Below are 25726 nucleotides of genomic sequence, written 5' to 3'. Positions count from 1 at the left end.
AGGGAGCGGCCGCACAGTTCGGCGGTCAGATGTCTCTGCGGGCTGCCCTGGTCCAGAGCCGGATGTTCTCCAACCGGTCGAAACCGTCCAGGACCTTCTCGCCCACTCCTCTGATCCGCAGCAGGGTCGAGGGGGGAAGCAGCGCGGCACGCACTCGCCTGCTCCTCGACACGGTGGCCGCCAGGGCCCGCCGTACGATCCGCAGTTCCTTCCTCATCGGGACGATCTCCCCAGGGTCGCGCGCGAACAGCAGCCGCTCCACCGCGGAGGCGATCGTGCTGATCGCGGCGGCCGGCTCGGCGCCGAACTCGTGCTGCTGGGTGAGCCTGCGCGCCAGCGCTCTCGGGGTCTCGCTCGGCACCCGCGCCATCCCGTAGTCGCACAGCACGTCGTCGAGTTCGGCCCACGCCGCGGCCACCGAGGCGTCCACCTTCTCCGCCCTGGCCGTGACCTCGTCGGACGGTCCGGAGACCTTCCAGGTCAGCGCCCGCACCCTGCGGTTCCTGATCACCAGCCGGACCATGGCCGGGATGAGCAGGATCACCAGCAGCCCAGCCACCACCAGCGCGATCGTGACCCACAGCGGGGTGGTCTCCACCGGCGTGACGGGGCCGCTGTAGATGCCCTCGGGGTCGAGCTCCCTCAGCCTGTCCCTGCCGTTGGGCGCGCCGCTCGGGGTGTCGCCGCTCTCCGCGGCGCTCGTGGTCGGGTCGCTGCTCGGGGTGGTCTCGGCCGGCCTGGGCAGCGAGTAGTCGGGGACGCGGGCGGTGCCCTGTCCCGCGCTGCCGGCGGGGGTCGGCTCGAAGGCCAGCCAGCCCACGCCCTCGAAGTAGAGCTCGGGCCAGGCGTGGGAGTCGTGGGTGCGGACCTCCCAGCGGCCCTCGATCTTGGTGCCGCCCGTGTAGCCGATGGCGACCCTGGCCGGGATCCCGATCGACCTGGCCAGCACCGCCATCGCCGAGGCGAACTGCTCGCAGTAGCCGGCCCTGGTCTGCTCCAGGAAGTTCGTCAGCGCCTCGGTGTCGTTGCCCTCCGTGGTGAGGCTGTAGGTGAAGCCGCCCGTGGTGGTGAAGAACCGCTGCAGGTTCACCGCCGCCTCGTACTGCGACTTGCTGTCCTTGACCACCCGCTGCGCCAGCTGCCTGAGCCGCGGCGGCAGGTCGGGCAGCTTCAGGTAGCGCTCGCCGACCGCGGGGTCCGCGGTCTTCGGCGCGGCGTCGAGCTGGTCGGCCGTCGGGTCGGGCTCGGTGCTCACCACCTGGTACCGCAGGCCGGCCGCCAGGTCTTCGGAGAAGACCATGAGCGAGTCGACGTCCGCGCGCCAGTCGCCCTCCGCCCGCACCAGCTGAGGCGGGTACGGCAGCGGCAGGAACTGCAGCCTGATGTCCTCGCTGATCTGGATGTCGGTCTCGACCCGCGTGGTCTTCATCGACGAGGCCAGCCCCGGAGGCGGGGGCAGCGGACCCTGATCCACCCTGTTCTCCGGCCTGCCCTTCGACTGGTTCATCGTCCAGCGCTGGCCGTCGAAGACGTCGAGGGAGAAGATCCTGAGATAGCGCGGGGTGTCGTCGCTGCTGGTGTAGGAGAGAACGGTGTTGTTCTCCGGCAACTGCAGCCGCCCCTTCAGGTCGGCGACGGGGTCGGGGATGCTGATGGCGCTGCCCTTGCCCTTGCCGGAGCCGCCCACCCCGAACCCGAACAGCGGGTCGGGCTCGAGCGTCGGCAGCAGGGCGGGCAGCAGGACGGCCAGCGCGATCGCGGTGAACCCGATCCGCTTGCCCGACAGGCGCAGGCCACGGGTGTCGGCCGACTCCTGGACGCCCGGGTCGTCGGCGCGGCTGCGCCGTACCAGGACCGCCCGTCCCCAGTGACCCACCCGCTCGCGGCCGTCGGCGATCAGCAGGCTGGTGAACCCGAGCGCGCCGAGGATGAACGCGGGCCAGCCGATCGGGTCGGGCAGCACTGCCGCGGGCACCGTGAACAGGGCCAGGAGCGGCAGGCCCGCGAGGGCCGCCCTCCGCAGCCTCGTGACGAACAGGTCGACGACGATAGCGATGACGCCGACGCCGGCGGTGGTGAGCATGGCGATCGGCGGGTCGTCGGGCACCGGCGCGGCGTAGCGCTGGATGTCGGCGAAGCCGGTGGTCAGCAGGTGGAGCAGCGCCACCGCCGATTCCTTCGTCGGCACGACCAGTGCCCACGCCTTCTCACCCGTGTAGACGGCGGTGAGGTAGACGCCGAGCGACACGAGGCCGAGCAGCGGCGCCGCCCAGGCCGGCAGGGTCAGCTTGCTGGAGAGCACGCCCGCGGCGGTGACGGTGAGCACCGCGCCGAGCGAGCCCCACAACCACGCGCCGCCGTCGAACAGCGGGTAGAGCGTGAGCGAGACGGCGAGGGCGGCGACCCCCGACCAGATGGGGAGCCTCATGCGGCACCTCCCACGGTGAAGCGGTTCTTGACGCCCGCCGCCTGCCAGACCGTCGCCGGCGAGGTGCCCGCGGGCAGGGTGACGATCCGCCATCCCGACCCCGCGAGGATCGCTTCGACCGCCTGCCTGCGCTCGCCCGAGCCGTAGTCCTTGACCTCCCAGCCCTCCACGTCCAGCAGGACGGCCACGCCCGTGGCGCTGCCGTGCCTGACCTTGGCCAGCTCCCTGGCCTCTTCGGGGTCCATGGCGCCGAGCACGGCGACGATGAGGCCGTCGCCTCCGCCCTGGCGCAGCGCGGTGATGCCCAGCTCCAGCGACCTGGCGGGGCTGTTGCGCACGACGGCGAGGGTGTCGAGCAGCGACCAGCTCACTCCCGTGTCGCTCAGGTGTTCGGGGCCCTGGTCGGTGACCAGCCGCAGGCCCAGGCCCTCGCGGGCCAGATGCAGGCCGATCGAGGCGGCGGCGGAGACGGCCACCTCGAAGGAGGAGCGGGGGCCCTCACCCCTGTGGGCGTGCCTGCGGGTGTCGAGCAGGAGCGCGCCGCGGCTCTGCCACTGCTGCTCCTCGCGCCGCACCATCAGCTCGCCGTGGCGGGCGGTGGAACGCCAGTGCACCCGCCGCAGGTCGTCGCCCTGCCGGTACTCGCGCGGGGCCACGTCGTCGTCGCCCGCCGCCGCCACGCTCCTGGTACGGCTGTCGCCCCCGCCCGTCCACTCGCCCGACAGCCGCACGTGCGGCAGCGCCACCACGTGGGGCGTCACGACGAGCGTGTCGGCGATGGTGAAGGCGCGGGTCAGCTCGACCAGGCCGAACGGGTCGGTGATCCGTACCGACAGCGGGCCGATCGTGTAGCGGCCGCGCAGGTCGGACCTGACCCGGTAGTCGATCTCCCTGACGCCCTTCGACTCCACCCTGTCCAACACGAACCTGGGTCTGGCGCCGAGCGCGTAGGGAACGGTGTCCTCGATGAGCAGCAACCCCGTCGGCAGCCTGGTGACGTTCTCCAGCCGCAGCGTGACCGTCGCCTCGCCGCCAACCTCGATCCTCGGCGGGTCGAGGCGGCGGGCGCAGCTCAGCCGGTAGCGGGTCCTGGCCACCACCAGCGCGGCGAGCAGCGGCAGCGCCACGATCAGCACGCCGATCCTGAGCAGGTCGTGCTCGCCCAGGAGCAGCGCCATCAGCAGCGCGGCCACGCCCGAGGCCAGGAATGACCTGCCCCTGGAGGTGAGCGCCCGCAGTCCCGCCATCACGACGCTCGAGTCTCCGGCACGGGCACTCGCCTGACGAGCTCGGTGACGACCTGCTCGGGCATCCTGCGCTGGCCCTGCGCCTCGATGCTGGGCAGCAGCCTGTGCGCGAGCACGGGGACGGCCAGCTCCTGCAGGTCGTCAGGGATGACGTAGTCGCGGCCCGACAGCGCGGCGTGCGCCCTGGCCGCGCGCACCAGCTGCAGCGTGGACCTGGGCGAGGCGCCGAGCCGCAGGTCGGGGGAGTGGCGGGTGGCCGTCACCAGGTCGATGGCGTATCTCTTCACCGGCTGGGAGACGTAGACGCCGCGCACGGCCTCGATGAGCGCCCGCACCTCGGCGGTCGTGGCGACCGGCTCCAGCTTGTCCAGCGGCGAGGTGCCGCCGTGCACGTCGAGCATCTCCAGCTCGGCGACCGGCTCCGGGTAGCCCATCGCCACGCGCGCGGTGAAGCGGTCGCGCTGGGCCTCGGGGAGGGGATAGGTGCCCTCCATCTCGATCGGGTTCTGGGTGGCGATGACCATGAAGGGGGCGTCCAGCTTGTAGGTGACGCCGTCCACGGTCACCTGGTGCTCCTCCATGCACTCCAGCAACGCCGACTGGGTCTTGGGCGAGGCGCGGTTGATCTCGTCGCCCACCACGATGTTGGCGAAGACGGGACCTGGCTTGAACTCGAACTCGCGGGTCTGCTGGTTGTAGGCGCTCACCCCGGTGATGTCGCTCGGCAGCAGGTCCGGGGTGAACTGCACACGACGGACGGGACAGTCGATGGACCGCGCAAGCGCCTTGGCCAGCATCGTCTTGCCCACGCCCGGGACGTCTTCGATGAGAAGATGTCCCTCCGCCAGCAGGACGGTCACGGTCAGCCGGACGGCGTCGCTCTTGCCCTCGATCACCGACTCGATCGCCTGCCGGATCCGGTGGGCGGTGGAGACCAGCTCGTCGAGCTGTCGAGGGACGTCATGGGTTACTGCCACCAGGCCTCCATGAGAGAAGTGCAACGGCTCTCCCCAGCGCGAGGGCGCTTTTGGGCCGCCTTGCCATTCCTTTTCATTGTGCGTATGACCCTACGACGGCGGGGATGGTTGGGCGACTTTTGTGGATATTCAGCGAACAGCCACAGTGTTCAGGTGATCCGTCCCGTTCTTGTCGCATAGTGGTGCGAATCCGGTGACACGCTCCCTCCACTTTCCCCCACGCGATGCGCGCCGACGGCGTAATCGCCGATCTTCGCGCCGTTCGACACGCCCGCGACGCCCGTGGCCCCGCCACCGCCCCCCACTCCGCTCCACTGCTCTGACCTGCGTAAACGCGCGTGGAACAGCGGCTGAAGAGGGTTCGAATCAGTTGACGGTGGGGAGAAGTGGAGTATGGTGGTGCGCAGTGGAGGGCAGGTGCACCAAGCACTGAGCGCTTCACGAGGCACGGGAGGTGGGGCCGGTGTTCCTCGGCACCCATCAACCGCGTCTGGACGACAAGGGACGGCTGTTCCTGCCGGCTAAGTACCGTGAGGAGCTGGCGGAGGGTCTTGTGATCACCAAAGGCCAGGAGCGATGCCTCTACGTCTTTCCCGTGGGGGAGTTCCAGCGCATTACCGAGGCTCTCAGCACCGCCCCGGTCACCGCCAAGGCGGTCCGGGACTACAGCCGCGTCTTCTTCGCCAGCGCGTCCGACGAGACTCCGGACAAGCAGGGGCGCATCACGATTCCCCAGGCCCTGCGGGCCTACGCAGGGCTGGAGCGTGACTGCGTGGTCATTGGGGCCAACACCCGTCTGGAGATCTGGGACCAGCAGGCCTGGGACACCTATCTGGCCGACCAGGAGCAGGCTTTCGCCGATCTCTCGGAGGAGGTGCTGCCAGGGATTCTCTAGTCACGGCCGATCCGTCGGTGATGTCGTTCGGCGAGGTCTCCACCCGCAACCACTCGCCCGCCAGCTGATGCACCTTCCCCGGTGTCAGATGGCAGGCGTCCACGAAGCGGGTGCGGATGGGGACCTGGCCGGACGGCTACGGGTGGGGACCCACGAGCGGGGCACCCGGATCGAGCCTTCGCGTCATCCGCGAGTATGGACGCATTCTTTGTAGGAGGGGGGTTTCAGTAATGCACGTGGAAGGCAACGCTGCGAGCACGGGTGGTCACGTTCCCGTGATGCTCGAGCGGGTTCTGGAGCTCCTCGCCCCCGCGCTGGCGGGGCCGTCGCCAGTGGTCGTCGACGCCAATCTCGGACTCGGCGGGCACTCGGAGGCGCTTCTGGCCGCACATCCGGCCCTTCACCTGATCGGCATCGACCGCGACCCGTTCGCGATCGACTTCTCCACGCGCAGGCTCGCGCCCTACGCCGAGCGCGTCACGCTGGTCCACGCCTCGTCCGACGAGATGACCTCGGTATTGGCGAGGGCGGGCCATCCCGTGGTCGACGGCGTCCTGTTCGACCTGGGCGTCTCCTCGCCCCAGCTGGACGAGGGGGAGCGGGGTTTCGCCTACTCCTACGACGCTCCGCTCGACATGCGGATGGACACCGAGCAGTCGCTCACGGCCGAGGAAGTGGTCAACACCTACTCTGCCGCCGAGTTGACGCGCATCCTTCGCGATTACGGAGAAGAGAGGTTCGCCCCGCGTGTCGCAGGCCTCATTGTCAAGGAAAGGGCCAAGGAAGCCATAACGTCGACTAAGCGGCTCGCGGAGATCGTTCGCGCGGCGATTCCCGCCGCTACCCGACGTACCGGGGGCAACCCCGCTAAACGGACTTTTCAGGCGTTGCGTATCGAGGTCAACGCGGAACTGGCCGCCCTGGAGGCGGCCCTTCCTGCCTCCCTCGACGCGCTGACGCTCGGTGGGCGAGTCGTCGTGCTCTCCTACCACTCCCTTGAGGACCGGCTGACCAAGCAGGTTCTCGCGGCGCGAACCAGGGACACCAGCCCCCCGGGGCTGCCCGTCCCGCTGCCGGCCCACCAGCCGCGGTTCCGCCTCCTGACGAGGGGAGCAGAGCTCCCGACTGACGAAGAGCTCGCCCGCAATCCGCGGGCGGCCTCGGCCCGGCTCCGGGCGGCAGAGAGGATCCGTGTTGACGAGGACTGAGCAGGAGATCAGGCGGGGTGCGCCCGTCGGGGGCGGCGTGCCCAGGACCGCTCCGGCGAAGACCGGCGTGCGTAGGCAGAGCCCCCCGCGCGAGACCAGCCCCGCCACCGGGCGGCCCGCCGTTGACCGGCCGATCGGTCAGCGGCCCGCCTCGGCGCAGGAGAGCGGGCAGGCGCGGGCACGCGTGCGGCGGCCGATGCCGCGCAAGCAGCGCGCTCCCTTCGTGCTGCTCGTGGTCGGCCTGCTGTGCGGCGGGCTGGTCAGTCTCCTGCTGCTCAACACCGTCCTGGCCCGCGACTCCTTCACCGCGGGTGAGCTGAGGGAGCAGATCGCCGAGATGCAGCTGCAGTCGGACGCCATACAGCAGGAGATCAACAAGAGGGAGCAGCCAGGTGAGCTGGCGAGCGACGCCGAGAAGCAGGGCCTGACGGATGACGGATCGACCAACACCATCGATCCGAGCAAGGCGGGCCGGGACAGGTGAGGGAGACAGGCGGCCGGGGCCAGGGCCCCGGTCGTGGTGGTGGCGGCGCCGGCTCTCAGGGAGGGCCCGGCGCCGTTCGTCGTACGCCGGGCGGTCCCGGACGGTCAGGACGGCAGGGCGGCGCGGGCTCCGGACGGTCCGAGGGGCCGCGGGACGAGCCGCCGCGCCGTGGCAGGGACGAGGAGCGGCCACGACGTGACGACGCCGACAGGCGGCCCGCTTCGGAAGGCCGTCCCCGGCGACCGGACGACGACGACTCCACCCGTTCCGGCGGGTCCAGGAGTCGCGGGAACGACCCGTTCGATCTCCCGCGCGGGCTGACGGGGGCCGAGGCCCAGGAGAGCAGGCGCGGCCGTGCCGACGCCACCGTGCCCGCTCCCAGGGGAGGGCAGCGCCGCGAAGCGCGCCCGCCACAGGGCCAGTCACCGGGCAGGACGCAGGGGCCGCCCAGGCAGCCCCGCAGGCCGCCGCCCCCGAGGCCGCCGCGCCCTCCGCTGGTCCTGCGCCTCGGCAACCCCCGCAGGCGCATCAACATCGGCCTGATCGGCATGACCTTCATCCTGTCGATCTTCGCCGGTCGGCTCATCCAGCTGCAGGGCCTCGACTCCAAGATCTACGAGGCCAAGGCGGCGGACCAGCGGGTGATCAGCGAGGTCATCCCGGCCAAGCGCGGCTCCATCACCGACGCCGGCGGCCACGAGCTGGCCGTCACCCTCGAGGCGCGCGAGATCGCGGTCGACCCGAGCAAGATCCCCGCCGACCAGCGCGCCAAGGTGGCCGCGACCCTGGCCGGCGAGCTGGGCAGGCCCGAGGCCGACATCGCGGCGAAACTGGCCAAGGTGACCTCCCGTTACGAGCTCGTCGCCCGTGACGTCGACCCCGTCGTCGCCGACAGGGTGCTCGACCATGAGCTGCCGACCGTCACGACGAAGAAGACCTACCGCAGGACCTACCCGGCGGGCGACCTCGCCGGCACGCTCATCGGGTTCGTCGGCAACGACGGCACCGGGCTCGAGGGCGTCGAGCAGATGCGCAACTCCCGCCTGGCGGGCCAGGACGGCAAGCAGAGCGTGGAGCAGGGCCGTGACGGTCAGCGCATCCCGATGACCCGCAGCCAGCGCCAGGCGCCCATCGCGGGCCGCGACGTGCGGCTGACCATCGACCGGGACATCCAGTGGGCCGCCCAGAAGGCCATCGCCGAGCAGGTGGCCTCCAGCGGCGCGCTCAGCGGCACCGTGATCGTGATGGACGTCAAGACCGCCCAGATCATCGCCATGGCCAACGCGCCCGAACTCGACCTGAGAAACTGGCAGAAGGCGCCGGACACCTCCTACGTCAACCGCGCCGTGTCCGAGGTCTTCGAGCCGGGCAGCACCAACAAGGTCATCACCGCGGCGGCCGCGATCGAGGCGGGAGCCGTACGGCCCGACACGACCTTCAAGGTGGCCGACCACATCAGGTGCGCCGACCAGATCCTGAAGGACTCCCACCCGCACAAGACCGAGACGATGACGTTCAAGAAGGTCGTGGAGACCTCCAGCAACGTCGGTACCATCCAGGCCGCCCGCAGGGTCGGCGACGAGCGGCTGTTCACCATGCTCAAGGGCTTCGGCTTCGGCGCCAGGCCGGGTCTCGGCCTGCCGGGCGAGGAGGCGGGACTGCTTCCCGACTACAAGAGCTGGTCGGGCACCCAGCGCTGCACGGTCGCCTACGGCCAGGGCGTGTCGGTGACCGCCCTGCAGACCGCCAGCGTCTACCAGACCATCGCCAACGGCGGGGTCAGGGTCCAGCCTCAGATCCTCGCGGGCGAGACCGACGCGCACGGCAGGTTCGTCCCCGCCAAGCCCGGCAAGCGGACCAGGGTGGTGAGCGAGCAGACCGCTCAGGAGATCGCCTCGATGCTGGAGGGGGCCGTCAGCGCCGAGGGCACGGGTACGCTGGCTGCCATACCCGGCTACCGGGTGGCCGGCAAGACAGGTACCGCGAACCGCTACGATCAGCAGCTGGGCCGTTACAACGGCTACACCGCTTCCTTCGTTGGTTTCGCCCCCGCGGACAAGCCCGAGCTCGTGGTCCTCGCGGTGGTGCAGAAGCCGGCCAAGGACATCTACGGCGGGCACATCGCGGCCCCGGTGTTCAAGGACGTGATGACGTTCGCCATCAAGAGCAGGAAGATTCCGCCCACAGCCCCGTCCGCGTCGCCCGCGCGGATCGGCGCCGGACAGTGAACAGGGAGGGTACGCTGCCGCCGTGCGTCCCCCGTCGTCTATGCGTCCTCAATCCAGCCCGCCCCGACCGCTGAGCGGGCTGGCGACCATGCTTGACGCCCCGTCAGGCAGCGCCCGCTCACCGCTGGCCGCGGTGACCGGCGTCACCATCGACTCCCGCCAGGTCGTGCAGGGAGACCTCTACGTCGCCCTGCCCGGCAGCGCCGCCCACGGCGCCGACTACTCCGCCCAGGCGATGGCGCGGGGCGCGGTGGCCGTCCTGACCGATCCCGCGGGCCGCGAGGCCGCGGTCGCCACGGGCCTTCCCGTGCTGATCGTCTCCGAGCCGCGCGCCCTGCTCGGGCAGATCTCCTCCTGGGTGTACGGCCAGCCCTGCCACGACATCGCCGTCCTCGGCGTGACGGGCACCAGCGGCAAGTCGACCACCACGTTCCTGCTGGAGGCGGGGCTGCGCGCGGCCGGCCACACCACGGGCCTGGTGGGCGGCGTCGAGATCCACGCCGGCGACCTGGTCATCGAGCCCAAGCTGACCACCCCCGAGGCCTCCGACCTGCACGGCCTGTTCGCCCTCATGCGCGAGCGCGGCGTCACGGCGGCGGCCATGGAGGTCTCCAGCCACGCGCTGGCGCTCGGCAGGGTCGACGGCGTCTACTACGACGTCGCGCTCTTCACCAACCTCTCGCAGGACCACCTCGACTTCCACAAGGACTTCGACGACTACTTCGCCACCAAGGTGAAGCTGTTCCAGCCGGAGTTCAGCAGGACGGGCGTGACCAACCTCGACGACCGCTACGGCCGCGAGCTGCTCCAGCTGGCCAAGATCCCGATGACCACGTTCTCGGCCACGGGCGACCCCGAGGCCGACTGGCGGGCCCTCGACGTCAGGCTCGGCGCCGACGGTAGCGCCTTCAGGGTCGTCGGGCCCGGCGGAGTGGAGGACGACGTCGCGATCTCGCCGCCCGGCCCCTTCAACGTCGCCAACGCGCTCGGCGCGATCGTGACGCTGGTCGAGGCAGGCGTGCCGCTGCGCACGGCCGTCCACGGCGTCGGCACCATGACGGGCGTGCCCGGCAGGATGCAGCGCGTCACCTCCGCCGAGGAGGAGTTCCAGGCCGTCGTCGACTACGCGCACAAACCGGGCGCGGTCGAGTCCGTCCTCACCTCCCTGCGGTCGGTGGCCTCCGGCAGGCTCACCGTCGTGCTCGGCTGCGGCGGCGACCGTGACAAGGGCAAGCGCCCCCTGATGGGCGAGGCCGCCGCGAGGCTGGCCGATGTGGCGATTTTCACCAGCGACAATCCGCGCTCGGAAGACCCGCTGGCCATTCTGGCGGCGATGATGGACGGTGCGCTCCAGGTGCCGCCTGAGCGGCGCGCCCACGTGATCGTCGAGCCCGACAGGGCCGCCGCGATCAGCATGGCGGTCGGCGCGGCCGAGCGCGGCGACGTGGTCGTCGTGGCGGGCAAGGGCCACGAGCAGGGCCAGTACATCTCAGGTGAGGTGATCCCCTTCGACGACAGGGCCGTGGTCGCGGAGGCGATCGACGCACGACGTAAGGAAAGCAGGAAGAACCTATGATCCCGATGCCGCTGGCCAGGATCGCCGAGATCACCTCTGGCGCCCTGTCAGGCATGGCAGACCCGCGCGCGGTGGTGCGCGGCCCCGTCGTGATCGACTCGCGGGCCGTCGAGCCGGGATCCCTGTTCGTGGCGATCAAGGGCGCTCGCGTGGACGGCCACGACTTCGCCGCCCAGGCGATCAAGGCGGGCGCTGTGGCGGTGCTGGCGACCAGGCCGCTGGAGGTGCCCTCCGTCGTCGTGACCGACCCGGTGCGGGCGCTGGCCGACCTGGCGGGCGTCGTGGCCGAGTCGCTGCCCTCCGCCACGGTCATCGGCCTGACGGGGTCGGCGGGCAAGACCACCACCAAGGACCTGCTGGCCAGGCTGACCGCCCGCATCGGTCCCTCGATCGCCCCCGCGGGCAACTTCAACAACGAGATCGGCCATCCGCTGACCGTGCTGAGGGCCGAGCACGACACCCGCTTCCTGGTCTTGGAGATGGGCGCCAGGCACGCGGGCCACATCGCCGACCTGGCCCGCATCGCCCCGCCGCGCATCGGCGTGGTGCTCAACGTCGGCACCGCGCACCTGGGCGTCTTCGGCGGCAAGGAGGCCATCGCCGCAGCCAAGGGCGAGCTGGTCGAGGCGCTGCCCTCCGACGGGGTGGCGGTGCTCAACGCCGACGACCCGCTGGTGCGTCAGATGGCCTCCCGCACCAGGGCCCGCGTCACCCTCTTCGGCCGTGCTGAGGACGCCGCGGTCCGCGCCGAGAACGTCACCGTCGACGAGCGGGGGCGCGCGTCGTTCACGCTGCGCACCCCCTCGGGCGGCGCCCACGTGGAGCTCAGGCTGTACGGCGCGCACGCCGTGGAGAACGCGCTGGCCGCCGCGGCCGCCGCCTACGAGCTCGGCCTGCCGCTGGCGACCATCGCGGACGAGCTGTCGCAGGCCGAGCCGCGCAGCAGGTGGCGCATGGAGGTCACCGACCGCGCCGACGGCGTCACCGTGATCAACGACGCCTACAACGCCAACCCCGACTCGATGCGCGCCGCCTTCGACGCCTTCGCCGTGCTGGGCAAGGACCGGCGCCGCTTCGCCGTCATCGCCTCCCTGCGCGAGTTGGGCGAGCAGAGCGAGGCGCTGAACGAGGGCGTCGGCCGCCTGGCGGGCGGCGCGGGACTGACCGGGCTGATCGTGGCAGGGCCCGACGCCGGGCCCGTCCTGCGTGGCGCGTTCGCCACGGCGGGGGAGCCGGCGGGGCAGGGCTCGAGCCCCGGGCCGCAGATCGTCCACGTGGCCGACGCCGAGGCCGCAGGGGAGCTGCTGGCCGACTGGTTGCGACCAGGCGACGCCGTGCTGGTGAAGGGGCCGCGCGCGATGGATCTCCAGCGCGCGGCGGAGCTGGTCCTCGGGAGGGTCACCAAGTGACCAACATCATCATCGCCGGTGCGGTCGGCCTGATCCTTTCGATGCTCGGCACCCCGCTGGCGATCAGACTCTTCTCCAGGCGAGGCTACGGCCAGGAGGTCCGCCAGGACGGCCCCGAGGCGCACCTCAGCAAGAAGGGCACGCCCACCATGGGCGGCACCGTCTTCGTGCTGGCCGCGCTGATGGCCTACGCCGCCTCCCACCTGGCCATGCTCGAACCGCCGACCATCTCGGGCCTGCTGGTGCTGTTCCTGATGACGGGCCTGGGGGCGGTGGGCTTCCTCGACGACTTCATCAAGATCTACAAGCAGCGCAGCCTGGGCCTGCGCAGCGGCGCCAAGGCGCTCGGCCAGCTCGTCGTCGGAGCCGTCTTCGCGGTCCTGGTCGTGCGTTTTCCCAACGTCTACGGCATCACGCCGGCACAGACCAAGATGTCCTTCCTGCGTGACTTCGGTCCCTCGATCGGCATCGCCCTGTTCACCGCGTGGGTCCTCATCATGATCGTCGGGTTCTCCAACGCGGTGAACCTGACCGACGGTCTCGACGGCCTGGCCTCCGGGGCCACCGCCACCGTGCTGGGCGCCTACGTGCTGATCGGCAACTGGCAGTTGCGCAACAACTGCATCGACAACCTGGGGCCCAACTGCTACTGGGTGCGCGACCCCCTCGACCTCGCGGTCGTCGCCGCGGCCGTGCTCGGCGGGCTCATCGGCTTCCTGTGGTGGAACGCCCCGCCCGCCCGCATCTTCATGGGCGACACCGGCTCGCTCGCGCTGGGCGGCGTGCTGGCCGGCCTGGCCATCACCACCCGCACCCAGTGGCTGCTGGTCATCCTGGCCGGGATGTGCGTCATCATCACGCTGTCGGTGATCATCCAGGTCGGCTTCTTCAAGATAACGGGTAGACGGGTCTTCCGCATGGCTCCGCTCCAGCACCACTTCGAGCTGAAAGGCTGGGCGGAGACCACCATCGTGATCCGGTTCTGGCTGATCGCCGGGCTGTGCGCGGCCGTGGGACTCGGACTGTTCTACGTGGAGTGGATGCCCAAGTAATGATCGTCGTAGCTGGACTCGGAGTGTCGGGCACCGCCGCGGCGCGGGTGCTCGCCGAACGCGGCGAGCGCGTGGTGGTGCTGGAGGCCGTCGAGGGCGAGCGGCAGCGCGTCGTGGCCGATGAGCTGGCCAGGCTCGGCGTCGAGGTGCGCTTCGGCTCCATGGAGCTGCCCGCGGAGGCCACCGAGCTGGTCACGACCGGATGGGCGCCGCACCACCCGCTGATCGCCGCCGCGCTCGAGGCGGGCGTCGAGGTGGTCGGCGAGGTGGAGCTGGCGTGGCGGCTGCGGCCCGCGCAGGCCGCGCCGTGGCTGGCGCTCACCGGCACCAACGGCAAGACGACCGTGGTGCGCATGCTGACCTCGATGCTGCTGGCCGCCGGGCGCAAGGCGCTGGCGGTGGGCAACGTCGGGGTGCCGGTGGTGGAGGCGGTCGGCGAGCCGTACGACGTGCTGGCCGTCGAGCTGTCCAGCTTCCAGCTGCACTGGTCCAGCGGCCTGGCGCCGCACGCCGCCGCGATCCTCAACATCGCGCCCGACCATCTCGACTGGCACGGCTCGCTCGACGAGTACGCCAGGGCCAAGGCCCGCATCTTCGAGCGGGCGGGCACGGTCGTCCACAACGCCGACGACCCCATCGCCTCCGCGCTCGCCGAGCCGTACGCGGGAGCGGTCGGCTTCACCCTCCAGGTGCCGCGGCCCGGCCAGCTGGGCGTGGTGGAGGACCTGCTGGTCGACCGCGCCTTCGTCGCCGATCCCGTACGGCAGGCCGAGGAGCTGGCCACGCTCGACGACGTGCGCCCCTTCGCGCCGCACAACGTCGCCAACGCCCTGGCCGCCGCCGCCCTGGCCCGCACCGTCGGCGTCCCGCCCGAGGCCGTACGGCAGGGCCTGCGCGACTTCGTGCCGGACCCGCACCGCATGACCCACGTCGGCAGGGTGGCCGGGGTCGACTACATCGACGACTCCAAGGCCACCAACCCCCACGCGGCCGCCGCCTCGCTGGCCGCCTATCCCTCGATCGTGTGGGTGGCCGGCGGCCGGCTCAAGGGCGCCGACGTCGACGACCTGGTCAGGCAGGCCGCGCCCAGGCTGCGCGCGGCGATCCTCATCGGCGTCGACCGGGCCGCGATCGCCGAAGCGCTCGCGCGACACGCGCCGAATGTCCCAGTGGTCGATCTCGCCGATCGCGACACTGGGGTGATGGACCGTGTCGTCACCGAAGCCGCCAGGCTCGCCGCCCCCGGAGACACCGTGCTGCTGGCCCCGGCCGCCGCCTCTCTCGACATGTTCGTCAACTACCCGGCTCGGGGGGAGGCCTTCGCGCGCGCCGTAGGGAAGCTGGAGGGGCGTTCGTGAGCGCCACGGCGGACAGTCCTGTCGAGCGCCCGACCGGCTGGACGAAGGAGCAGGCCGCCGCGCTGAAGGAGTTGCTGGACAAGCCGCTGACGACCTACTACCTGATCATCGGGTGCAGCGCGCTGCTGCTGGCGCTCGGGCTGATGATGGTGCTGTCGGCCTCCAGCATCGAGGCGCTGCAGAAGACGGGCGACCCGTTCTACTGGTTCGTCAAGCAGTCGATGTCGGCGGCGCTGGGCGTGCCGGTGATGTGGGTCTGCTCGCGGCTGCCGCACAGGTTCTTCAGGTGGGCCGGCTATCCGCTCGTGGCACTGTCGATCATCGGCCTCGGCATCGTGATCTTCGCGGGCGAGTCGCAGCTGGGCGCGCAGCGCTGGATCGACATCGGCCCGATCTACCTGCAGCCGTCAGAGCCCGCCAAGCTGGGGCTCGCGCTGTGGGGCGCCGACCTGCTGGCCCGCAAGGCGCGCGGCGGCCGCATCGAGTGGCGGCACCTGCTGATCCCCCTGTTGCCGGGCACCGCGATCCTGGCGGTCATGGTCATGCTGGGCCGCGACCTCGGCACCACGCTCGTGCTGATGCTGATCTTCCTGGCGCTGCTGTGGGTGGTTGGCGCGCCGCTGAAGCTGTTCGGCGGCATCATCGGGATGATGACGGTCGCCACGATCTTCATGATCACGACAGAGGGCTACAGGTCCGACCGCATCACCGGCTGGCTCGACCCGTGGGGCCACGCGCAGGGCGCGGGCTACCAGGCCGTGCAGGGGCAGATCGCGATGGGGTCGGGCGGCTGGTTCGGCCTCGGGCTCGGCAGCAGCAGGGGCAAGTGGAGCTGGATCCCTCACGCGGAGAGCGACTTCATCTTCTCCATCCTCGGCGAGGAACTGGGGCTGATGGGCACGCTGTCGGTCATCGCGCTGTTCGGCCTGCTCGGCTACGCGGGCCTGCGGGTGGCGATGCGAGTCAACGATCCCTTCATCAGGCTGGCGTCCGCGGCCGTGGTCGCGTGGATCGCCGGGCAGGCCATCGTCAACATCGGCGCGGTGATCGGCGTGCTGCCCATCACCGGCATCCCGCTCCCGCTGGTCTCCTACGGAGGCTCGGCCCTGTTGCCGACGCTCGCCGCGCTTGGCATGTTGTTGTCATTCGCCAAACGCGAACCAGGCGCAAGGGAGGCTCTGGCCGCGCGTGGCCCCGGACCGGCCGCGAGGGCTCTAAGCTGGCTGGGCCTGGGGGGTGCGCAACGGGGCCGACCGAGACGACTAACAAGGAACGTGCCTACTGGACGAGTCGGGCCAGAGGCGGAACGTTAAGGCGGCACGTTTCTCATTAGTAGGGAGTAACCGACATGAGGGTGGTCCTCGCCGGTGGGGGGACGGCCGGTCACATCGAGCCGGCTCTTGCCCTGGGTGACGCGCTGCGCAGGCTCGTGCCCGGAGTCGGCGTCACCTGCCTCGGCACCGAGCGGGGCCTGGAGACCACGCTGGTGCCCGCCAGGGGCTACGACCTGCAGCTGGTGCCCGCCGTACCGCTCCCGAGGGCGCTGACGCCGCAGTTGCTGACCGTCCCTGGACGGCTGGCAGGCGCGATCAACGCCGCCGCCACCGTCATGGACAGGACCCAGGCCGACATCCTGGTGGGCTTCGGCGGCTACGTCGCCACTCCCGCCTACCTGGCGGCCAGGCGGCGGGGGCTTCCCATCGTCGTCCACGAGGCCAACGCCCGCCCAGGCCTGGCCAACAGGCTGGGCGCGCGGCTGACCGACCACGTCTACACGGGGCACCCGCAGAGCGCCATGGCCAAGGCCGAGTACATCGGCATCCCGCTGCGCAGGCAGATCGTCGAGCTCGACAGGCTCTCGACGGGCGACAAGGCCCGCTCGTGGTTCGGGCTGCGCACCGACCTGCCGACGCTGCTGGTCTTCGGCGGCTCGCAGGGCGCCCGCTCGCTCAACCAGGCGGCGCTGGCCGCGGGGCCCACCCTGCGCAGGGCGGGCGTGCAGGTGCTCCATGTGCTCGGCCCGAAGAACACCCTGGAGCAGGAGCCCCCTCCAGGCGACCCGCAGTACGTCGTGCTGCCCTACGTCGACCGCATGGACCTCGCCTACGCGGCCGCCGACTTCGCGCTGTGCAGGAGCGGGGCGCTGACCTGCGCCGAACTGACCGCCGTCGGCCTGCCGGCCGCCTACGTGCCGCTGCCGCACGGCAACGGGGAGCAGCGGCTCAACGCCACCCCGATCGCGCAGAGCGGCGGCGGCCTCATGATCGACGACTCCGACCTATCACCTGATTGGATCATCCAGAACGTGCTGCCCATCCTCCGCGACCCCGAGCGGGTCGCCACCATGTCGGAGGCCGCCGCCTCGATGGGGCGCCGTGACGCCGACGTCGCCCTCGCCCGCAAGGTGCTCGAGATCGCGGGAGGCCGCTCATGAGTCTGGTACGGCTGGTCGATCCCGTGGCCGCCGAGGACCTCGGCAGGGTCCACTTCATCGGCATCGGCGGCGCCGGCATGTCGGGCATCGCCCGCATCCTGCTCAAACGCGGCGTCACCGTCTCCGGCAGCGACGCCCGCAGTTCCGACATGGTGACGGAGCTGCGCGAGCTGGGCGCGAGCGTCCACATCGGCCACGCCGCCTCCCACATCAAGAACATCGACACCGTGGTCGTCTCGACCGCCATCCGCGACTCCAACCCCGAGCTGGGCGAGGCGATCAAGCAGGGGCTGCGGATCATCCCGAGGGCCGCGGCGCTCGCCTCCGTGATGGCGGGGCGCGTCGGCGTGGCCATCGCGGGCACCCACGGCAAGACCACGACCACCTCGATGCTCACGGTGGCGCTGCAGAAGTGCGGCACCGACCCGTCCTACTGCGTGGGCGGCCAGCTCGTCACCACGGGCCTGGGCGCCGACGAGGGCTCCGGCAAGGTGTTCGTGGCGGAGGCCGACGAGAGCGACGGCTCCTTCCTCATGCTCGCCCCCGACATCGCGGTCGTCACCAACGTCGAGGCCGACCACCTCGACAACTACGGCGACCCCAGGGCCGTCTACGACAGCTTCGCCCGCTTCGTCGAGCGCGTGCGCCGCACGCTGGTGCTGTGCGCCGACGATCCGGGCGCCGCCGCGCTGGCCGAGCCCGCGCGCGGGCTCGGGCTGAAGGTGGTCACCTACGGCGAGGCCGAGGGCGCCGACTACCAGATCGCCGGCGTGCGGCCCGACGGCTTCGGCGTCGTCTTCGAGGTCGTCGGCAGGGGCGAGGTCAGGCTGTCGGTTCCCGGCGCTCACAACGCGCTCAACGCCACCTCGGTCATCGCCGTGGCCGATGAGCTCGGCCTGCCGTTCGAGGAGATCAGAGAGGGCCTGTCGGCCTTCACGGGGGCCAAGCGGCGCTTCGAGGCCAAGGGCGAGGCGGGCGGTGTGGCCGTCTTCGACAGCTACGCCCACCACCCGACCGAGCTGGCCGCCGACCTGCGCGCCGCGCGCGACGTGGTCGCCTCCTACTCGGGCGACGGCAGGGTGATCGCGGTCTTCCAGCCCCACCTCTACTCGCGTACCAGGTTCTTCGCCGACGAGTTCGGCGCGGCGCTCGGGCTCGCCGACGAGGCCGTGGTGCTCGACGTCTACGGCGCGCGCGAAGACCCCGAGCCGGGCGTCTCAGGGGCCATGGTGGCCTCGCGGGTGCCGCTGCCCGAGACCAGTGTGGCCTACGCCCCCGACAAGGCGGCCGTGCCCGCTCTGGTGGCCAGGCTGGCCAAACCCGGCGACGTGGTGCTCACCATGGGCGCGGGCGACGTGACCGAGCTGGGGCCGAAGATCGTGGCGGAGCTGTCCTCGAGGTGAAGGCGCGGCAGGCGTTCGTGGCGCTGCTCACCGTGTGCGTGGTGAGCACCACGGTGTGGCTGGTGTTCTTCTCGCCTGTCCTCGGTGTGCGGTCGGTGGAGATCGTGGGAAATTTCACAGTTCCCGCCGACCAGATCAAGAAGCGGGCCGCGGTCGCCGACCTGCACCCGTTGGCCACCGTCGACCTCGGCGAGGTCCAGAGCAGGGTGCTCGAGATCAGGCAGCTCGCCTCGGCGAAGGTCGAGCGGGCGTGGCCGAGCACGCTCAAGATCGAGGTGGTCGAGCGCAAGCCCGTCGCCGTCGTGCCGTACGGGGGCAGGGCGGCGCTGATCGACCGCAAGGGCTTCGTGACGGAGGTGCGCGACGTCGCGCCGCCTCAGCTGCCCGTCCTGCGGGTCGACAGGCCAGGCCCCGCCGACCCCGCCACCGTGGCGGCCATCAAGGTCATCGGGGAGTTGCCCGACAGCCTGCTGGCGCGCATCGACGAGGTGCGGGCCACTTCGCCCGAGGGCATCTCCTTCAGGCTCACCAACGGCCGCACGGTCGTCTGGGGGGGAACCGACAGGGGCGCGGACAAGATCCGCGTGCTCCAGGCGCTGCTCCCGCGCACGGCGACGGTCTACGACGTCAGCTCGCCCGACATCGTGTCGATGAAATGAGAAGGTGGTCGCGAATGGGACAGCGCGCGACACGCCGGACGGGCTTGCGGCGCGGTTAGTTGACCCGCCCGGTAGGCGACTCCTACTGTCCGTATCAATCCTCAGGTTGACATAAATCTGAATCTCAACTTGAGGTTGAGAGTTTTTCGAACAGCATTGAAATGGCAAGTCAACGAGCGGAAAGGCCCCTCGTCGTGGCAGCACCGCAGAACTACCTCGCGGTCATCAAGGTCGTCGGCATTGGCGGCGGCGGAGTGAACGCCGTCAACCGGATGATCGAGGAGGGACTCAAGGGCGTCGAGTTCATCGCGATAAACACCGACGCCCAGGCGCTGCTGATGAGTGACGCCGACGTCAAACTCGACGTGGGCAGGGAGCTCACGCGCGGCCTCGGGGCCGGCGCCAATCCCGATGTGGGCCGCAAGGCGGCCGAGGATCACCGTGAGGAGATCGAGGAGGTCCTCAAGGGGGCCGACATGGTCTTCGTCACCGCGGGCGAGGGTGGCGGAACGGGCACGGGCGGCGCCCCTGTCGTGGCCAACATCGCCCGATCTCTCGGCGCGCTGACCATAGGTGTGGTCACCAGGCCCTTCAGCTTCGAGGGCCGCCGCCGCGCCATGCAGGCCGAGGCGGGCATCGAGACCCTTCGCGACGAGGTCGACACCCTCATCGTGATCCCCAACGACAGGTTGCTGTCGATCTCCGACCGGCAGGTCAGCGTGCTCGACGCCTTCAAGGCGGCCGACCAGGTGCTGCTGTCGGGTGTCCAGGGCATCACCGACCTGATCACCACCCCCGGCCTGATCAACCTCGACTTCGCCGACGTGAAGTCGGTCATGTCGGGTGCGGGCTCGGCGCTGATGGGCATCGGCCACGCGCGGGGCGACGACCGGTCGGTCGCGGCCGCCGAGATGGCCGTCTCCAGCCCGCTGCTGGAGGCCTCGATCGACGGCGCCCACGGCGTGCTCTTGTCGATCGCGGGCGGGTCCGACCTGGGCCTGTTCGAGATCAACGAGGCGGCCCAGCTCGTCTCGAGCGCCGCGGCGCCCGACGCGAACATCATCTTCGGAACGGTCATCGACGACGCGCTCGGCGACGAGGTGCGGGTCACCGTCATCGCCGCGGGCTTCGACGAGATCGTCCCCGCCGAGAAGCCGGTGCTGCAGCAGCCGCGCCAGCAGTCCAGGCCCGCCGCGGGCGCGGCGCCCTCGGCTCCCGTACGGCCGGCCCCCGCGCCGGCCCCGAGCGTGAAGGCCGAGCCGCCGCGCGTCGAGCCCCGCCCCGAGGTGAGGCCCGAGCCGCAGCGTCCCGAGCTTCGTCCGGAACCGCGCCCCGAGCCGCGCGTCGAGCCCCGGCCGGAGCCGAGGCCGGAGCCGCGTCCCGAGCCGGTGCGCGCGGTGGAGACCCCGCCTCCGGCCCCTGCGGAGGAGCCGCCCCCGCCGGTGTCGATCCCGCGCCCAGCGCCCGAGGTGGCCAACCCGCCGACCCCCATCTCCTCCCGCATGTCGGAGCCTCCCAGGCGGCCGCGTGTGGTCTTCGAGGAGCAGGAGGAAGAGCTGGACGTGCCCGACTTCCTGAAGTGAGATTCCTCACCCGGCCGGGCCGGGGGAGGGGATCACGCCCCCGCTGCGAGACTCATGGGTCGTCGCGGTGGGGGTTCGGTGCGTTCGGACCCCTGTGACGGCTCGCCGCCCTTGACTCTGGTTCGCGGGAGTGGCGGGAACGGTGCACGATGGATGCCTTGTGGACGTAACACGCAAAACGCAGATAGCGGCCGGTCTGGCGGAGGTCGAGGCCCGTATCGCCGAGGCCTGCGCGGCCGCGGGGCGCGCCCGTCACGAGGTCACACTTGTGGCGGTCACCAAGACCTATCCCGCCGCCGACGTCAGGATCCTGGCCGAGCTCGGCGTGCGGGAGGTCGGCGAGAACCGCGACCAGGAGGCGTCGGTCAAGGCCCGCGAATGCGCGGACCTGCCGTTGATCTGGCACTTCGTCGGCCAGTTGCAGACCAACAAGGCGCGCTCGGTCGCCGGGTACGCCGACGTGGTCCACTCCGTCGACCGGTCGAGGCTGGTCGCCGCGATCGGGCGCGAGGCCGTCAGGGCGGGCAGGGAGGTCACCTGTCTGGTGCAGGTCGCGCTGGACGACGATCCCGAAAGGGGCGGGGCCAGGGCCGCCGACGTGCCTGAGCTGGCCGACGAGATCGCCGCGACCGAGGGCGTGCGGCTCGGTGGGGTCATGGCCGTCGCCCCCCTGGGGGAGGAACCGGGCAAGGCGTTCGCCAGGCTGCGGGATCTGGCGCTGGCCGTACAGGCCGGGCATCCTGGTGCGACCATAATCTCGGCGGGGATGAGCGGCGATCTGGCCCAAGCCATCGCGCACGGCGCGACACACGTGCGCGTCGGTACGGCGTTGCTCGGTCGTCGCAAGCCCTTCGTCAGGTAATGTCCCCTCCAGCGGACCGTGAGGTCCGCGAAAGAAGTAGAGGTCGATCAGCGGTGAGCTCCAAGGGGGTACGGCTACCGCCTCGGACTTCCCGCCGACGCGCAGCCAGGCGGAAGGCCCGAGCGAGTGCGACCATGAGCAGGAGGACGACGTAGCGATGGCCGGCGCGATGCGCAAGATGGCGGTCTACCTCGGTCTCGTGGAGGACGACCGCTACGAGAGGTACGAGGCCTACACCGACGACGACTACGAGTACGAGGAGGAGTCTCGTCGGGCGGAGCAGGAGCGTCCCGCGGCGGCACACGACCGTGACGACGACACCGACCCGAGTGTGCCCGCGCCCAGGCCGGCCACGACCGTGCTGGAGCGCCGCACGACCGACCTGGCGCGGATAACGACGCTCCACCCTCGCACCTACAACGAGGCGCGGACGATAGGCGAGCACTTCCGCGACGGCACTCCCGTCATCATGAACCTGACTGAGATGGTTGACAGCGACGCCAAGCGGCTTGTCGATTTCGCGGCAGGTCTGGTCTTTGGCCTACACGGCAGCATCGAACGTGTTACCAACAAGGTGTTCCTGTTGTCCCCAGCCAATGTCGAGGTGACCGCCGAGGACAAGGCCCGAATCGCGGAACGCGGATTCTTCAACCAGAGTTAGAGTCTCTGTATGTCTATCGACCCGACCCAGGTCTCGCCGAGACCGGGAGGGGCACCTAGAAGTGGAGGCGCGGCCGGACCGTGGGGATCGTAGGCGAGATCTTGGTCGTTGTCCTGTCTCTCTATCTGGTGTTGCTCATCGGCAGAATGATCTTTGAGACGGTGCAGGCGTTCGCCCGGCAATGGCGGCCTTCGGGATTCGTTCTCGTGCTAGCAGAGGCCACATACACCGCAACCGACCCACCTCTCAAGTTTCTCCGCCGTTTCATTCCTCCCCTCAGGTTGGGTACGGTGGCCTTTGACCTAAGCTTCACAGTGCTCTTCATTGTGGTCTTGGTCATGATCCAACTCGTGTCCGCGCTGTAGTGATCGGGTACCGTCCCTCCGGACAGACTCCAAGCGCGCCAAGGAGACCAAAAAGATGCCGCTGACGCCCGCTGATGTGCGGAACAAGCAATTCAGTACCACCCGGTTGCGACCGGGCTACGACGAGGAAGAGGTGGATGCCTTCCTCGACGAGGTCGAGGCTGAGCTTGACCGCCTGATCCAAGAGAACGAGGAGCTCCGCGCCAAGCTGGCCGAGTGCCTGCGTGGCAAGGTGCCCGGCGGCATGAGCATGCCGATGGCCTCCGCGCCCGTTCAGGAGCAGCCCAAGCCGGAGATGATGGCGCCGCCGCAGCCCGAGCCGATGCAGGCACCCCCGCCGCCGCAGCCGGTCCCCGTCGCCATGAGCATGCCTCCGGCCGAGGACAACATGGACACCGCGGCTCGCGTGCTCGCCCTGGCGCAGCAGACCGCCGACCAGGCGATCGCCGACGCCCGTCGCGAGGCCGACGAGACCGTCACCCGTGCCCGCCGCGAGGCCGACGACATCCTCACCAAGGCTCGCCGCCAGGCCGAGCAGGTCATCGGCGACGCGCGCGCCAGGGCCGAGACGCTGGAGCGCGACGCGCAGGAGCGTCACCGTCAGGCGATGGGCTCCCTCGTCCAGACCCGTGACGAGCTCGAGCGCAAGGTCGAGGAGCTGCGCAGCTTCGAGCGCGAGTACCGCAGCAGGCTCAAGCTCTACCTGGAGAACCAGCTCGCCGAGCTGAACGTCTCCGCGGAGGGCGGCAGCGGTGGCTTCCCCGTCATCCCCAGCGGTCCGATGGGTGGCGCCCCCGCCATGACCCACGCGGTCCCGCAGACGGGACAGCAGCCCCTGCCCGGTCCTGCCAACCCGTTCGGTGGCGACCAGTCGCAGCACCAGGGTGCCTTCCAGGGTGCCGACGGCCCGCACAACGATCGTCGCTAACTTCTGTAAGGTAACGGGTCAGGTTGGTTTCTGATCCGTCACTCGAAAGAGCCCCCCTGTGATCCTCATCAGCGCCGGTCTGGTGCTCGCGGCGGTTGTGTTGCTGATCGCGGGCTTCGTCATGGCTGAACCGTTCTTGATCATGTGGTCGATCGTGGTCAGCGTGCTGTCCGCGCTCTTCCTCGTGATCGGGGCGTTCCTGCGGCGTCATGAGCTCTTCCCCGGCGGCGGTGGTGCCGGGGCGCGGACTCCGCAGGCGAACGCTCCGACGGTCACCCCCACGGCGGTCACGCCCGCGGGGGCGGCCACGGCGCCGACGATGCCGCAGCAGCAGCCCAGACCGCTGGCCCCTGCCCAGCCCGTCCCCTCGGGGATGCGGCCGCAGCAGGGGGTCGTCCACGGAGCGCCGCCTCGACCCGCGCCCGCCGTGGCGGGCATGCCGAGGGGGATCTCGCCTGAAGCGCTCGTCCTGGTGATTCCGGGGCGCAAGCGCTACCACGTGGCGGGTTGCCGCCAGCTGAGTGGCAGGGACCACGAGGAGCTCACCTTCGAGGAGGCGCGCGAGGAGGGCTTCACGCCCTGCACGACGTGCCTGCCCGACGCCGCGCTCGGAGGGCGGCAGGTTCCTTCTGCCGCCGAGCCGCGGCAGGCTCAGCCCGCGGGCCGCGCCCCCTACGCCGCCCCGTCCCCCAGGGACACACCCCCCGCAGGGCGTCCCCCTGTCTCCGCCCCTCCCGCTGCGTCCGCAGGCCCTCAGGCCGCGCACGGCGCCGAGGCGGCGTCCAAGACCGACCCGCGCCCCCCAGCGGGCGTGTCGGGCAAGCCCCCTGCCACGCCGGCGGATGAGGGCGCCAAGACCGAAGCCACCAAGACCGACGGCGGCAAGCCCGCCACCAAGACCGACGGCGGCAAGCCCGGTGCTCATCCCGAGGGTGCCAAGCCCGGCGCCCGGCCCGAAGGCACCAAGCCCGCCACCACTGCCGGTGCCCGGCCCGATGGCGCCAAGAGTGGTGAGAAGCCCGAGGACGCCAAGGCTGCGGACGCCAGGACGGGTGGAAAGCCGGTTCAGCCTGGCGGCAAGCCGGAGGCGAGCTCCGCTCCCAAGCGGCCTGAGCCCGCTCAGGCGGCCGGGCGTCCCGAGGCGAGCGCCGCCGCGAAGACGGCCACCGCCAAGACCGCTGCCGCCGAGGAAGTGCCGCAGGCCAAGGGCGAGCGCCCGGAGAGTGCCCCCGCGGCCGCTGAGGTCGACGAGGGCGACACCGCGCCGGGAGGGCTTCCCCTGCCACCCAGCACGCCCGGCAGGCTCGTGGCGGGGACTCCAGGCGGTTCCACCGTTCCCAATCTGGACAGGCCCACCCCTCCCACCTCCAAGGGCGGGGACGCGCCGGCCAAGAAGCAGGCGAAGGGCGCGGCACCCGAAGAGAACGCCGCCACCCAGGAGACCCAGCGGCTGCGCCCGCCCGTGGACGTGACCCCCGTGTCGGACTCCAAGGCTTCCACCTCCGGCCAGGAGCCAGAGGCCGAGCGCCCCAGCGGCGGCGCAAGGCCGGCGGAATCCGGCCGAGGGTGGTTCGACCGCCCCGAGTCACCGGCCGAGAAGCCGGTGGAGCCGGAGGCGACCGCACCCGGGCGCGCCGGGCCTCCGGTCGCCTCCGGTCCCACCACGCCCTCCTCCGGCAAGGCCGGCGAACCCGCCGCCAGGAAGGGCGAGCCGGCCAACGAGACCGTCAGGCTCGACCGTCCCGGCATCGTCAAGGTGATCGGCGGCACCAGGCGCTTCCACAACTCCTCCTGCCCGCTGGTGAGGGCGGCCGAGGCGAGCGGTGTGCGGTCCATGCCGCAGGCCGAGGCCGAGGCGAAGGGCCTGACCCCCTGCTCGGTGTGCATGCACGAGCACCAGACCGTCGGCTGACCCGCAGTCCGAGACGTCCGAGACCGCCGCCCGTGGAGCTTCCGCGGGCGGCGGCGC

21 protein-coding genes are annotated in these 25726 nt (G+C 71.0%); 18 read left to right on the top strand and 3 right to left on the bottom strand.

Going from position 1 to position 25726, the window contains the following annotated elements; genetic code table 11:
- Positions 1–25 precede the first annotated feature (25 nt).
- The 3 genes from AB0B45_RS01015 to AB0B45_RS01005 are packed head-to-tail and all read right to left on the bottom strand — an operon-like array spanning position 26 to position 4652.
- A complete protein-coding gene (locus AB0B45_RS01015) occupies positions 26–2428 on the bottom strand; it encodes a transglutaminaseTgpA domain-containing protein (RefSeq protein WP_358123493.1) in 2403 nt (800 codons plus the stop codon).
- Complete coding sequence (locus tag AB0B45_RS01010) at positions 2425–3675, bottom strand: DUF58 domain-containing protein (protein ID WP_358124700.1); 1251 nt, start codon at positions 3673–3675, stop codon at positions 2425–2427. Before AB0B45_RS01010 ends, AB0B45_RS01015 begins: the two co-directional genes overlap by 4 nt.
- Complete coding sequence (locus tag AB0B45_RS01005; protein ID WP_358123491.1) at positions 3675–4652, bottom strand: MoxR family ATPase; 978 nt, start codon at positions 4650–4652, stop codon at positions 3675–3677. Before AB0B45_RS01005 ends, AB0B45_RS01010 begins: the two co-directional genes overlap by 1 nt.
- Positions 4653–5115: 463 nt before the next feature.
- Here AB0B45_RS01005 and mraZ point away from each other — a divergent pair, with 463 nt between their 5' ends.
- From mraZ to AB0B45_RS00915, 18 genes are all read left to right on the top strand, one after another.
- On the top strand, positions 5116–5547 hold the full coding sequence (mraZ, locus tag AB0B45_RS01000; protein ID WP_358123489.1) for a division/cell wall cluster transcriptional repressor MraZ: 432 nt from the start codon (positions 5116–5118) through the stop codon (positions 5545–5547).
- A gap of 230 nt (positions 5548–5777) precedes the next feature.
- A complete protein-coding gene (rsmH, locus tag AB0B45_RS00995; protein ID WP_358123487.1) occupies positions 5778–6755 on the top strand; it encodes a 16S rRNA (cytosine(1402)-N(4))-methyltransferase RsmH in 978 nt (325 codons plus the stop codon).
- Positions 6742–7239, top strand: coding sequence for a hypothetical protein (locus tag AB0B45_RS00990; protein ID WP_358123485.1), 498 nt, complete (start codon positions 6742–6744; stop codon positions 7237–7239). The genes rsmH and AB0B45_RS00990 overlap by 14 nt, the downstream gene beginning before the upstream one ends.
- On the top strand, positions 7236–9467 hold the full coding sequence (locus AB0B45_RS00985; protein WP_358123483.1) for a penicillin-binding transpeptidase domain-containing protein: 2232 nt from the start codon (positions 7236–7238) through the stop codon (positions 9465–9467). Before AB0B45_RS00990 ends, AB0B45_RS00985 begins: the two co-directional genes overlap by 4 nt.
- 40 nt (positions 9468–9507) lie before the next feature.
- A complete protein-coding gene (locus AB0B45_RS00980; protein ID WP_358123481.1) occupies positions 9508–11043 on the top strand; it encodes a UDP-N-acetylmuramoyl-L-alanyl-D-glutamate--2,6-diaminopimelate ligase in 1536 nt (511 codons plus the stop codon).
- On the top strand, positions 11040–12452 hold the full coding sequence (gene murF / locus AB0B45_RS00975) for a UDP-N-acetylmuramoyl-tripeptide--D-alanyl-D-alanine ligase (protein WP_358123479.1): 1413 nt from the start codon (positions 11040–11042) through the stop codon (positions 12450–12452). Before AB0B45_RS00980 ends, murF begins: the two co-directional genes overlap by 4 nt.
- Positions 12449–13504 carry a phospho-N-acetylmuramoyl-pentapeptide-transferase gene (gene mraY, locus AB0B45_RS00970; RefSeq protein ID WP_358123476.1) on the top strand — a complete coding sequence of 352 codons (1056 nt, stop codon included), beginning with the start codon at positions 12449–12451 and terminating at the stop codon, positions 13502–13504. The genes murF and mraY overlap by 4 nt, the downstream gene beginning before the upstream one ends.
- A complete protein-coding gene (murD, locus tag AB0B45_RS00965) occupies positions 13504–14862 on the top strand; it encodes a UDP-N-acetylmuramoyl-L-alanine--D-glutamate ligase (RefSeq protein WP_358123474.1) in 1359 nt (452 codons plus the stop codon). The genes mraY and murD overlap by 1 nt, the downstream gene beginning before the upstream one ends.
- Positions 14859–16175, top strand: coding sequence for a putative lipid II flippase FtsW (gene ftsW / locus AB0B45_RS00960; protein WP_358123472.1), 1317 nt, complete (start codon positions 14859–14861; stop codon positions 16173–16175). The genes murD and ftsW overlap by 4 nt, the downstream gene beginning before the upstream one ends.
- A gap of 35 nt (positions 16176–16210) precedes the next feature.
- Complete coding sequence (murG, locus tag AB0B45_RS00955) at positions 16211–17296, top strand: undecaprenyldiphospho-muramoylpentapeptide beta-N-acetylglucosaminyltransferase (protein WP_358123470.1); 1086 nt, start codon at positions 16211–16213, stop codon at positions 17294–17296.
- Positions 17293–18699: a UDP-N-acetylmuramate--L-alanine ligase gene (murC, locus tag AB0B45_RS00950; RefSeq protein ID WP_358123468.1), complete on the top strand. Its 1407-nt coding sequence runs from the start codon at positions 17293–17295 to the stop codon at positions 18697–18699. Before murG ends, murC begins: the two co-directional genes overlap by 4 nt.
- Positions 18696–19358, top strand: coding sequence for an FtsQ-type POTRA domain-containing protein (locus AB0B45_RS00945; protein ID WP_358123466.1), 663 nt, complete (start codon positions 18696–18698; stop codon positions 19356–19358). Before murC ends, AB0B45_RS00945 begins: the two co-directional genes overlap by 4 nt.
- Positions 19359–19552: 194 nt before the next feature.
- A complete protein-coding gene (gene ftsZ, locus AB0B45_RS00940; RefSeq protein WP_358123464.1) occupies positions 19553–20941 on the top strand; it encodes a cell division protein FtsZ in 1389 nt (462 codons plus the stop codon).
- A gap of 160 nt (positions 20942–21101) precedes the next feature.
- Positions 21102–21803, top strand: a complete 702-nt coding sequence (locus AB0B45_RS00935) for a YggS family pyridoxal phosphate-dependent enzyme (RefSeq protein WP_358123462.1) — start codon at positions 21102–21104, stop codon at positions 21801–21803.
- Between the two features lie 157 nt (positions 21804–21960).
- The gene (gene sepF / locus AB0B45_RS00930; protein ID WP_358123460.1) at positions 21961–22464 is read left to right on the top strand and encodes a cell division protein SepF; all 504 of its coding nucleotides are present in this window, start codon (positions 21961–21963) and stop codon (positions 22462–22464) included.
- Between the two features lie 80 nt (positions 22465–22544).
- Positions 22545–22829, top strand: coding sequence for a YggT family protein (locus AB0B45_RS00925; RefSeq protein WP_183659086.1), 285 nt, complete (start codon positions 22545–22547; stop codon positions 22827–22829).
- A 55-nt stretch (positions 22830–22884) separates the two neighbouring features.
- Positions 22885–23757: a DivIVA domain-containing protein gene (locus tag AB0B45_RS00920; protein ID WP_358123458.1), complete on the top strand. Its 873-nt coding sequence runs from the start codon at positions 22885–22887 to the stop codon at positions 23755–23757.
- A gap of 58 nt (positions 23758–23815) precedes the next feature.
- On the top strand, positions 23816–25669 hold the full coding sequence (locus tag AB0B45_RS00915; protein WP_358123456.1) for a hypothetical protein: 1854 nt from the start codon (positions 23816–23818) through the stop codon (positions 25667–25669).
- The last annotated feature ends 57 nt before the right edge of the window (positions 25670–25726 follow it).

It is taken from the genome of Nonomuraea sp. NPDC049152 (genome assembly GCF_040648355.1).
Lineage (GTDB): Bacteria > Actinomycetota > Actinomycetes > Streptosporangiales > Streptosporangiaceae > Nonomuraea.
Note: the sequence above shows the minus strand (reverse complement) of the source record. Positions and strands in the feature narration are given on the sequence as shown.

Coding starts and splice junctions, on each gene's coding strand:
- AB0B45_RS01015 (WP_358123493.1), bottom strand. CDS start 2,428: ATGAGGCTCCCCATCTGGTCGGGGGTCGCCGCCCTCGCCGTCTCGCTC.
- AB0B45_RS01010 (WP_358124700.1), bottom strand. CDS start 3,675: ATGGCGGGACTGCGGGCGCTCACCTCCAGGGGCAGGTCATTCCTGGCC.
- rsmH (WP_358123487.1), top strand. CDS start 5,778: ATGCACGTGGAAGGCAACGCTGCGAGCACGGGTGGTCACGTTCCCGTG.
- AB0B45_RS00980 (WP_358123481.1), top strand. CDS start 9,508: ATGCGTCCTCAATCCAGCCCGCCCCGACCGCTGAGCGGGCTGGCGACC.
- murF (WP_358123479.1), top strand. CDS start 11,040: ATGATCCCGATGCCGCTGGCCAGGATCGCCGAGATCACCTCTGGCGCC.
- murD (WP_358123474.1), top strand. CDS start 13,504: ATGATCGTCGTAGCTGGACTCGGAGTGTCGGGCACCGCCGCGGCGCGG.
- murG (WP_358123470.1), top strand. CDS start 16,211: ATGAGGGTGGTCCTCGCCGGTGGGGGGACGGCCGGTCACATCGAGCCG.
- murC (WP_358123468.1), top strand. CDS start 17,293: ATGAGTCTGGTACGGCTGGTCGATCCCGTGGCCGCCGAGGACCTCGGC.
- sepF (WP_358123460.1), top strand. CDS start 21,961: ATGGCCGGCGCGATGCGCAAGATGGCGGTCTACCTCGGTCTCGTGGAG.
- AB0B45_RS00920 (WP_358123458.1), top strand. CDS start 22,885: ATGCCGCTGACGCCCGCTGATGTGCGGAACAAGCAATTCAGTACCACC.